We start from the raw sequence: 8,157 nt of genomic DNA, 5'->3' as shown, positions 1-8,157 counted from the left end.
GGACCGGTGTAATTTGCGCTCGGCCGGATGATCTTGTTATCGATACGTTGTTCAATGATGTGGGCGCTCCAGCCCGAGGTCCGCGAGATCACGAACAGCGGCGTGAACATGGCTGTGGGCACGCCCATCGCGTGATATGACACCGCGCTGAACCAGTCCAGGTTCGGGAACATCTTCTTCGCGTCCCACATCGTTGTTTCAAGCCGCTCAGCGATGTCGTAAAGCTTGGTATCGCCGGCTTCCTTCGCCAGCTTCTTCGCGATTTCCTTGATCACCTTGTTGCGTGGATCGGAGATCGTGTACACCGGATGACCGAAGCCGATCACGACTTCTTTCGCGTCCACGCGTCGACGAATGTCCGCTTCCGCTTCGTCGGGCGTCTGATAGCGCGATTGAATGTCAAACGCGGCTTCATTTGCGCCGCCATGCTTCGGACCGCGCAACGCGCCGATGCCGCCCGTAATCGCCGAGTACATGTCCGAGCCCGTGCCGGCAATGACGCGGCAGGTGAACGTCGATGCGTTGAATTCATGCTCGGCATACAGGATCAGCGACGCGTGCATGGCATCGACCCACGACTTCGACGGCGGAACGCCATGCAGCAAATGCAGGAAATGCCCGCCGATGGAATCGTCATCGGTCTCGGTTTCAATGCGCCGGCCGTTATGCGAATAGTGGTACCAGTACAGCAGGATCGAGCCGAGCGAGGCCATCAGGCGGTCGGCAATATCCTTGGCGCCGGAGACGTTGTGGTCTTCCTTCTCGGGCAACACGGTGCCAAGCACGGAGACGCCGGTGCGCATCACATCCATCGGATGGGCGGATGCGGGAATCCATTCCAGCGCGGCCTTCAGGTTTGCGGGAAGGCCACGCAGACCCTTGAGCTTGGCCTTGTACGTCTTGAGTTCAGCGACCGTGGGCAGCTTGCCATGCACAAGCAGATACGCGATCTCCTCGAACTCGGACGTCCCGGCAATATCCAGGATGTCGTAGCCACGATAGTGCAAGTCGTTGCCCGTCTTGCCGACGGTGCACAGCGCGGTATTCCCGGCCGTCACGCCTGACAGCGCGACCGATTTCTTCGGTTTGAAGCCGCCAGTGGCGGGTGCTTCTTTCTCTAACGTATCGCTCATCCGACCCAGTCTCCTGATATGTAGAACGCGTTACTTGTCTTGTGAAAAAAGCGTCTCTGCGCCTTCGGGCAGCGCCTGGGCCGACGCTTTCGCGCGGCGCAGCACCGACCAGTAATACCGATAGCTTGCGCGATCGTGAAGCGTGTCCTGATACCGCGTCGGTCCCCACTGCGCGTTTTGCGCGGCGAGCAAAATCTCCGTGGCGGCCGCAATCTCGTCTTTGCGCGGGAGGAAGGCATCGACAATCGGCTGGATCTGATCCGGGTGGATGCTCCACATGCGCGTAAAGCCGAACTCGTTGCGCGCGCGCTGGGCGTCGCCCGCGACCACGCTCATGTCGCGCACTTCCGTGGAGACGTTATGCGACGCCACCTTGCCATGCGCGTGGCAAGCCGCCGCGATCTCGAGCTTCGCACGCCGCACGAGCGGGTGATCGAACTGGCCGGGAGAGCGCATTGCGGTGTCGGGGATCGCGCCGTGATGCGCCGACACAAAATCCATCAGCCCGAAACTCAGCGCCTCGACGCCCGGCAACGCCGCGAGTTCGAAGACCTCGGCCAGCGCGCCATGCGTTTCGATCAGCAACTGACACGGGATGGCCTGCTTTATCCCAAACTCACAACGCGACGCTTCGACAAACGCGACCATCTCGACGGCATCGAAGACGCTGCGAATCTTGGGCAGCGTGATATACGCAGGTGCTTTCCTGGCGGCGCGCAGGATGATGCGCACATCGTCGCGCCAAGCGCGGTTCTGGAAGTCGTGAATCCGCACGCCGACGCGGCCGAAGCGGTCGTCCTCGCTGCCGAGGAACGATGCCACCAGTTCCGCGTGCGACGCTTCCTGACCGACTTGCGCGCCGTCCTCGCAATCGAGCGTGACGTCGAACACCGGGCCGAGTTGCGCCTGCAGGGCGAGCGATTTCCTGATCAGCTTTTCGCTTCCTGCATAGTGATCGCAAGGGGGCATCACAGCGGGTGGAACGTCGCCTTCAAACAGCACTTCGGCGGGGGTGAGAGCGCGCATCGTCGGCGTCGGTTTGCTTGTAAAGAGGGGTGGAAATCGCGGATTCGGGTGGGTTCGGGTATTTTTTAAACGCTTTTCAAACACCAAACGCACTCGAATCAGCAGCGAGCGCCGGCCCTGCGGCCAGGCGCTCGCGTGAACGCAAAGTCTGCTAGACCCGCTTACTTGCCCAGCAGATGCGCGACGCCGTCGCGCTCTTCCAGCAATTCGTTCAGCGTGCCGGTCATCTTCTCGCGCGAGAACGCGTCGATTTCCAGGCCTTCAACACGCTTGTATTCGCCGTTTTCGCACGTCACGGGAACACCGTAGATGATGTCTTCCGGGATTTCGTACGAACCATCAGACGGAACGCCCATGGTGACCCACTTGCCGTTCGTGCCGAGCACCCAGTCGCGCACGTGGTCGATAGCCGCATTAGCTGCCGACGCTGCCGACGACAGACCACGCGCTTCGATGATCGCCCCGCCGCGCTTGCCAACCGTCGGGATGAACGTGTTGCGGTTCCATTCGTCGTCGTTGATCAGCTTGGTCAGCGAGCCGCCGTCGACCGTGGCGAAACGGAAATCCGGGTACATGGTCGGCGAGTGATTGCCCCACACGGCCAGCTTTTCGATCGATGCAACCGGCTTGCCCGACTTCGACGCCAGTTGCGACAGCGCGCGGTTGTGGTCCAGACGCAGCATGGCCGTGAAATTCTTCTTCGGCAGATCCGGCGCCGACTTCATCGCAATGTAAGCGTTCGTGTTGGCCGGGTTGCCGACCACGAGGACCTTCACGTCGCGGCTGGCGACTTCATTGAGCGCCTTGCCTTGCACCGTGAAGATCTCGGCGTTAGCGGACAGCAGGTCCTTACGCTCCATGCCCTTCGAACGCGGACGGGCGCCGACCAGCAACGCGACGTCGGCGTCCTTGAACGCGACCTTCGGGTCGTCGGTCACGACCACGCCTGCCAGCAGCGGGAACGCGCAGTCTTCCAGTTCCATGACTACGCCCTTGACGGCGCCTTGCGCCTGCGGCAGGTCGAGCAACTGAAGGATGACCGGCTGGTCTTTGCCTAGCAGGTCGCCATTGGCGATGCGGAACAGCAACGAGTAACCGATTTGACCTGCGGCGCCGGTGACGGCAACGCGCTTTGCGGACTTAGCCATTGAGAACACTCCTGAACGGTGCGTGAAACGCTAGGGGAAAACGCCATTTTAGGCGCGTTACGCGAAGCGTTGATGAAGCAAGTGAATCGAACTGCGTGGGTTGCCCCGCGGGGTGCCCCCGAAACCCAATGGCGTCGCGCCTGCAGCGAGATTGTCATTGTCTTTCCGGTAGCATGCCGGCAATCGCAGCCCGACCCTCGTGCTGAAAATCTGGCGCGGTGAGCATGGGGTTTTGCGCTGGATCCTGCTGGTTCAGCGCCGCTTGTACACCTCGGCTTGTACACCTCGTACACGTCTCGTACCTCATGCGTCGCGTTTTCGAGGGCGCGCGGGCGTTGCAAGAGCGGGGCACTGGCAGCGGCAGCGAACACGAAAGCCGTTCGGCTTGAGGCGGTGAGCGGTAGGGCGTTCTGAGGCGTTTCAGTGGCCGGCGCCAAGGCTAGCCGACGCACCGGGTGCGCTGCATGACACGCGCAGCATCCTGCAAACCCTTGCTCGCCAAGGAGTGTAGGATTCGATCAGGGCAAAGTCAACCGTATCATATGTCTTATATAAGACATAGGAATGCCCGGGAAAACGCTAGACGCGACTTGGCGCTTTATGATGAAATGCGCGCATGAATTCAAACCCAGCGAGCACCACGAACCTTCCCGGCGCAGCCGGCGCGACGGAAGTCGTGCCCGCTTCGTCGCCGACGTTCAGCCCGCTATATCAGCAGATCAAGGCCCTGATTACCCAAGGGCTGGAATCGGGCGAATGGAAGCCCGGCGAAATGATCCCAAGCGAAGTCGAACTGGCCGCCCGCTATAAGGTGAGCCAAGGGACGGTGCGCAAAGCCATCGACGAACTCGCCGCCGACAACCTGCTCGTGCGCCGCCAGGGCAAGGGCACGTTTGTTGCAACGCACAACGAAGATCGCGTACAGTTCCGCTTTCTCCGGTTACTGCCGGAAGACGGCGATCTTCATCCCCACGTAAGCCGGCTGCTGGAGTGCCGCCGTTTGCGCGCACCCGCCGAGATCGCTCGCCAACTGGACCTGAAGCCGGCCGACCCGGTCGTGTGCATCAAACGTTTGCTGCAATTCGACGGCGAAACTACCGTTTTCGACGAAATCTGGTTACCCGGCGCGGTATTCCGTGGACTGAGCGCTGAGCGCCTGGCAGATTACAAAGGCCCGCTTTATGCGATGTTCGAAACGGAGTTCGGCACGCGCATGATCCGGGCATCGGAGAAAATCAGGGCGGTGGGCGCGGACCCTGCTGTAGCGGAACTGCTTGGCGTGGCCGCCGGGTCGCCTTTATTGTCGGTCGAGCGGGTGTCGTACACATATGGCGACCGGCCGGTGGAAGTGCGGCGCGGGTGGTATGTCACGAACGGCTATTACTATCAAAACGATTTGAGTTGAACGGGACGTGGACGGCTTGACGGCGGACCCAAGGGGTGCCTTAAAAGCCTTTCTCACGCGATGAGCAATAGCCTCTTGCGCGGCATTTCGCTGCAGCGCGATATAAAAAGGCGCTAAAATCGCGGACTAGTGTGATAACAAAGTTGGGGTCTAGCATGGCTGAAGCCGCAAAAAAACCAAGACCTGAGTACCGGAATATCGGAATTGCTCAGCTAGCAACCTACCGCTTGCCACTAGCGGGAAAGGTGTCAATTCTTCACCGCATCAGTGGTCTGCTTCTATTCGTATCGCTGCCGTTTCTGCTCTATCTGCTGGACCAAAGCCTGACGTCGGAGATCAGTTTCGACTCGTTCAAGGGCTTTCTCGCCAATCCCCTCGTCAAGATCGTCGTCCTCGTGCTTTCGTGGTCCTTCCTGTTCCACTTTTGTGCAGGCATCCGCTTCCTGCTGCTCGACACCCATCGCGCAGTGAGCAAGGAAGGCGGCAAGCAGACGTCCATCGTCGTGCTCGCGGTGTCATCTCTGCTGACAATCGTCGTTGCGCTTAAACTCTTCGGAGCCTTCTGAGAATGGCAGCGAATAACAACAATCGAATCGGTCCCAAGCGTCTCGTCGTTGGCGCGCACTACGGTCTGCGCGACTGGCTGGCGCAACGCATTACCGCCGTCGTGATGGCCCTGTACACGCTGGTCCTGCTGTTCTGGTTCTTCGGCGCGCGTGATTTTTCGTACGACGGCTGGGCCTCCATCTTCGCCATGCAATGGATGAAGCTCGCCACGTTTGTCGCGTTGCTCTCGCTCTTCTACCACGCGTGGGTTGGCATCCGGGACATCTGGATGGACTACGTGAAGCCGGTCGGCTTGCGCCTGTTCCTGCAAGTGGCGACGATCCTCTGGCTGGTCGGTTGTATCGGCTACGCGGCACAGATTCTCTGGAGAGTGTAAAGAATGGCTGCAATTAAAACGTCCCTGCCGCGTCGCCGTTTCGACGTAGTTATCGTGGGTGCAGGTGGTTCGGGCATGCGCGCGTCGCTGCAACTCGCCCGTGCGGGTCTGTCGGTCGCAGTGCTCTCGAAGGTGTTCCCGACGCGTTCGCATACCGTCGCGGCCCAAGGCGGTATTGGTGCGTCGCTCGGCAACATGAGCGAAGACAACTGGCATTATCACTTCTACGACACCATCAAGGGCTCCGACTGGCTCGGCGACCAGGATGCGATCGAATTCATGTGCCGTGAAGCGCCCGGCGCCGTCTACGAACTCGAACACATGGGCATGCCGTTCGACCGTAACGCGGACGGCACGATCTATCAGCGCCCGTTCGGCGGCCACACGGCGAACTACGGCGAAAAGCCGGTACAGCGCGCTTGCGCCGCCGCTGACCGTACCGGTCACGCGTTGCTCCACACGCTGTATCAGCAGAACGTCGCAGCCAAGACGCACTTCTTCGTTGAATGGATGGCGCTGGACCTGATCCGCGACGCCGATGGCGACGTGCTCGGCGTGACCGCCATGGAAATGGAAACCGGTGACGTCCACATCCTCGAAGGCAAGACCACGTTGTTCGCCACGGGCGGCGCGGGCCGGATCTTCGCGGCATCGACCAACGCGTTCATCAATACCGGCGATGGACTTGGCATGGCCGCCCGCTCGGGCATCGCTTTGCAGGACATGGAATTCTGGCAATTCCACCCGACCGGTGTTGCGGGCGCGGGCGTGCTCATTACCGAAGGCGTGCGCGGCGAAGGCGGGATCCTGCGCAATTCGGATGGCGAACGCTTCATGGAACGTTACGCGCCGACGCTGAAGGATCTGGCGCCGCGCGACTTCGTTTCGCGTTCGATGGACCAGGAAATCAAGGAAGGTCGCGGTGTGGGTCCGAACAAGGACCACGTCTTGCTGGATCTGTCGCATATCGGCGCCGAGACGATCATGAAGCGTCTGCCGTCGATTCGCGAGATCGCGATGAAGTTCGCGAACGTGGACTGCATCAAGGAGCCGATCCCGGTCGTGCCGACCATCCATTACCAGATGGGCGGCATTCCTACGAACATTCACGGCCAGGTCGTGGGTACGTTGAAGGGCGGCTACGAAGAACCGGTCAATGGCTTCTACGCGGTCGGCGAATGTTCTTGCGTGTCGGTGCACGGCGCGAACCGCCTGGGCACGAACTCGCTGCTGGACCTGGTGGTGTTCGGCCGCGCGGCCGGTAACCACATCATCAAGCATGCGCTGGACATGAAGGAACATAAGCCGCTGCCGGCCGATGCCGCCGACGCCGCGCTTGAACGCCTCGCCGTGCTGGAGAACTCGTCGTCGGGTGAATACACGCAATCGATCGCCAACGACATCCGCGCGACCATGCAGGCGCACGCAGGCGTGTTCCGCACGTCCGCGTTGTTGGCGGAAGGCGTGGACAAGGTCAAGGAATTGTCCGAGCGCGTGAAGCATGTGCACCTGAAGGACAAGTCGAAGGTGTTCAATACGGCGAAGGTGGAAGCACTGGAGCTGGCGAACCTGATCGAAGTGGCGCGCGCGACCATGATCTCGGCCGAAGCACGCAAGGAAAGCCGCGGCGCGCATGCGCACAGCAACTTCGAAACGCGTGACGACGAGAACTGGATGAAGCACACGCTGTGGTTCAGCGAAGGCGACAAGCTCGATTACAAGCCGGTGCACATGACGCCGCTGACGGTTGAATCGGTGCCGCCGAAAGCGCGTACCTTCTAAGGCAAGGAAATCGAAATGGCAAAGCGTACTTTTGAAATCTACCGCTACGATCCGGACAAGGACGCAGCGCCCCGCATGCAGACGTATGAGATCGAGATCGACTCGCACGAGCGCATGTTGCTGGACGCACTGCTGAAGCTGAAGTCCGTCGACGAAACACTGTCGTTCCGCCGTTCCTGCCGTGAAGGCGTGTGCGGTTCGGACGCCATGAACATCAACGGCAAGAACGGTCTGGCCTGCTTGCAGAACATGAACGACCTGCCGCAGAAGATCGTGTTGCGTCCGCTGCCGGGCCTGCCCGTCGTGCGCGACCTGATTTGCGACTTCACGCAGTTTTTCAACCAGTATCACTCGATCAAGCCGTACCTGATCAACGACACGCCGCCGCCGGAAAAAGAGCGTCTGCAAACGCCTGAAGAGCGCGACGAGCTCGACGGCCTGTACGAGTGCATCCTGTGTGCTAGCTGCTCGACTTCATGCCCGAGCTTTTGGTGGAACCCGGACAAGTTCGTGGGTCCGGCGGGCTTGTTGCAAGCCTATCGGTTCATTGCAGACAGCCGTGATGAAGCGACGGGTGAACGTCTCGACAACCTGGAAGATCCGTACCGTCTGTTCCGTTGCCATACCATCATGAATTGCGTCGATGTGTGCCCGAAGGGACTGAATCCCACGAAAGCTATCGGCAAGATCAAAGAATTGATGGTGCGCCGCGCTGTCTGA

General features: G+C 60.4%; 8 protein-coding genes. 5 read left to right on the top strand and 3 right to left on the bottom strand.

Going from position 1 to position 8,157, the window contains the following annotated elements:
- From prpC to BSU04_RS19685, 3 genes are all read right to left on the bottom strand, one after another.
- Window positions 1-1,133: bifunctional 2-methylcitrate synthase/citrate synthase (prpC, locus tag BSU04_RS19695; RefSeq protein ID WP_089162208.1), on the bottom strand; the 1,133-nt coding region annotated here is incomplete at its 3' end.
- Between the two features lie 30 nt (window positions 1,134-1,163).
- On the bottom strand, window positions 1,164-2,159 hold the full coding sequence (locus tag BSU04_RS19690; protein ID WP_089162207.1) for an HpcH/HpaI aldolase/citrate lyase family protein: 996 nt from the start codon (window positions 2,157-2,159) through the stop codon (window positions 1,164-1,166).
- Between the two features lie 161 nt (window positions 2,160-2,320).
- Window positions 2,321-3,307 carry a malate dehydrogenase gene (locus tag BSU04_RS19685; protein WP_089162206.1) on the bottom strand — a complete coding sequence of 329 codons (987 nt, stop codon included), beginning with the start codon at window positions 3,305-3,307 and terminating at the stop codon, window positions 2,321-2,323.
- Window positions 3,308-3,923: 616 nt separating this feature from the next.
- On the opposite strand from BSU04_RS19685, the gene BSU04_RS19680 reads away from it, so the two are divergent.
- From BSU04_RS19680 to BSU04_RS19660, 5 genes are all read left to right on the top strand, one after another.
- Window positions 3,924-4,712 carry a GntR family transcriptional regulator gene (locus BSU04_RS19680; RefSeq protein ID WP_089162205.1) on the top strand — a complete coding sequence of 263 codons (789 nt, stop codon included), beginning with the start codon at window positions 3,924-3,926 and terminating at the stop codon, window positions 4,710-4,712.
- A 155-nt stretch (window positions 4,713-4,867) separates the two neighbouring features.
- Window positions 4,868-5,278, top strand: coding sequence for a succinate dehydrogenase, cytochrome b556 subunit (gene sdhC / locus BSU04_RS19675; protein ID WP_089162204.1), 411 nt, complete (start codon window positions 4,868-4,870; stop codon window positions 5,276-5,278).
- A gap of 2 nt (window positions 5,279-5,280) precedes the next feature.
- A complete protein-coding gene (sdhD, locus tag BSU04_RS19670) occupies window positions 5,281-5,655 on the top strand; it encodes a succinate dehydrogenase, hydrophobic membrane anchor protein (RefSeq protein ID WP_089162203.1) in 375 nt (124 codons plus the stop codon).
- 3 nt (window positions 5,656-5,658) lie between these two features.
- Complete coding sequence (gene sdhA / locus BSU04_RS19665) at window positions 5,659-7,437, top strand: succinate dehydrogenase flavoprotein subunit (RefSeq protein ID WP_089162202.1); 1,779 nt, start codon at window positions 5,659-5,661, stop codon at window positions 7,435-7,437.
- Between the two features lie 15 nt (window positions 7,438-7,452).
- Complete coding sequence (locus BSU04_RS19660; protein ID WP_031362534.1) at window positions 7,453-8,157, top strand: succinate dehydrogenase iron-sulfur subunit; 705 nt, start codon at window positions 7,453-7,455, stop codon at window positions 8,155-8,157.

The organism is Caballeronia sordidicola, assembly GCF_002220365.1.
Classification (GTDB): Bacteria; Pseudomonadota; Gammaproteobacteria; order Burkholderiales; family Burkholderiaceae; genus Caballeronia; species Caballeronia sordidicola_C.
This window is presented reverse-complemented; position numbering and strand designations above follow the sequence as displayed.

Coding starts and splice junctions, on each gene's coding strand:
- BSU04_RS19660 (WP_031362534.1), top strand. CDS start 7,453: ATGGCAAAGCGTACTTTTGAAATCTACCGCTACGATCCGGACAAGGAC.
- BSU04_RS19680 (WP_089162205.1), top strand. CDS start 3,924: ATGAATTCAAACCCAGCGAGCACCACGAACCTTCCCGGCGCAGCCGGC.
- sdhD (WP_089162203.1), top strand. CDS start 5,281: ATGGCAGCGAATAACAACAATCGAATCGGTCCCAAGCGTCTCGTCGTT.
- BSU04_RS19685 (WP_089162206.1), bottom strand. CDS start 3,307: ATGGCTAAGTCCGCAAAGCGCGTTGCCGTCACCGGCGCCGCAGGTCAA.
- sdhA (WP_089162202.1), top strand. CDS start 5,659: ATGGCTGCAATTAAAACGTCCCTGCCGCGTCGCCGTTTCGACGTAGTT.
- BSU04_RS19690 (WP_089162207.1), bottom strand. CDS start 2,159: ATGCGCGCTCTCACCCCCGCCGAAGTGCTGTTTGAAGGCGACGTTCCA.
- sdhC (WP_089162204.1), top strand. CDS start 4,868: ATGGCTGAAGCCGCAAAAAAACCAAGACCTGAGTACCGGAATATCGGA.